This is a genomic window from Flavobacterium gelidicaeli, from assembly GCF_013294005.1.
Classification (GTDB): Bacteria; Bacteroidota; Bacteroidia; order Flavobacteriales; family Flavobacteriaceae; genus Flavobacterium.
Window position 1 is genome coordinate 13017 of record NZ_JABSNK010000024.1, and the last position, 1874, is coordinate 14890.

Annotated in this window: 1 protein-coding gene; it reads left to right on the forward strand. The window is 35.3% G+C overall.

Going from position 1 to position 1874, the window contains the following annotated elements; translation table 11 throughout:
- The coding region (locus tag HNP99_RS17395) for a DUF7507 domain-containing protein (protein ID WP_463671066.1) at nt 1-1874 on the forward strand (1874 nt) is incomplete at both ends.

Consider the following 1874-nt stretch of genomic DNA (forward strand, 5'->3'; position numbering starts at 1 on the left):
ATCGCTGCTACAACTGAAGATTTAAACAACCTAGCAAGCGGTGTTTATGAAGTAACTGTTACTGATGCAAAAAACTGTACAACTTCTAAAACAATTACACTAACGCAGCCTAATGCCGCTTTAGCACTCTCTTTAGATTCTCAAACTAATGTAAATTGTTATAATGACAACACTGGAGCAATAAAATTAACAACTACTGGCGGAACGGCATCTTATACTTATTCTTGGAAAAAAGACGGAACCGCAATTACTGCTACAACTGAAGATTTAAACAACCTAGCAAGCGGTGTTTATGAAGTAACTGTTACTGATAAAAAAAACTGTACAACTTCTAAAACAATTACACTAACACAGCCTAATGCGGCTTTAGCAGTCTCTTTAGATTCTCAAACTAATGTAAACTGCTACAATGACGCTACTGGAGCAATAAAACTAACAACTACTGGTGGAACGGCATCCTACACTTATTCTTGGAAAAAAGATGGAACGACAATCGCTGCTACAACTGAAGATTTAAACAACCTAGCAAGCGGCGTTTACGAAGTAACTGTTACTGATGCAAAAAACTGTACAACTTCTAAAACTATTACGCTAACACAGCCTAATGCGGCTATAAATTGTTCGATTACTCCTAAAAAAGCAGTTTCCTCAAACGGATTAAGTGATGGACAAGCAACAATAAATCCTAATGGTGGAAATGGAGATTATACCTATTTATGGGATAATGGCGAAATAACTGCAACAGCAACTGCTCTTAACGGCGGACTCCATAAAGTAATAGTAATTGATTCTAAAGGATGTCAAACGTCTTGTGAAATTACTATATCTGAACCGAATGTTTTTTCATGTAATGTTATTGAAGACTCTCCTGTAAAATGTTTTGGAGAAAACAACGGTATTGCAACGGTAACAGCATCTGGAGGTAATAAAAACTACTCTTATTTATGGGATAATGGCGAATTTACTGCCACAGCAATAGCTTTGAGTTCTGGGTTACATAAAGTTATTGTTACTGATGAGTTGGGATATAAAACTAATTGTTCTGTAATGATTAATCAACCTACGGCAAAATTAAGCGCAACTGTCGAAATAACAAATAATAACAATTGCATCACATGTAGTCATGGAATTATAAATATTACCCCTACTGGAGGAACAGCTCCTTATACTTATTTATGGTCTAATGGCGCTATAACACAAGACATAACTGATTTAGCAACAGGAAACTATAATGTCACAATCACAGACCAACAAGAATGTACAATAAACTATTCTTATGAAATAACACAATCTGGAATAGATATCATTAAAGAAGGTACTTTCAACGATACAAATAATGATGGTTTTGCACAAGTTGGCGAAACAATTAAATATACTTTTACAATTACCAATATTGGAAATGTTATTTTGAGTCAAATCACTGTAACCGACCCAAAAGTAACTGTAATTGGTAATGCTATTACATCTTTAGCACCTGGCGATACAAACAAAAATAATTTTACCGCTGTTTACGAATTAACGCAAGAAGATATTAATGCAGGACAAGTTACCAATACCGCTTTTACAAAAGGGAAAGACACTGATAATAAAGATGTAACTGATGATGACGAAAACATAGTCAACCTTTCAAACAAGCAAAATCCGAAAGTTGCTTTAGTGAAAAAAGGTGTTTTCGCAGATGAAAATAATGATGGTTTTGCGCAAGTTGGCGAAACAATTAACTACACTTTTTCAGTGACCAATACTGGAAATGTAACCCTTACACAAATTGTAGTTACGGATCCTAAAGTAACTGTCGATGGCGCTGCAATTGCAGCCCTAGCTCCTGGTGATGTTAATGAAACGAACTTTACCGCCAGCTACATTTTAACTCA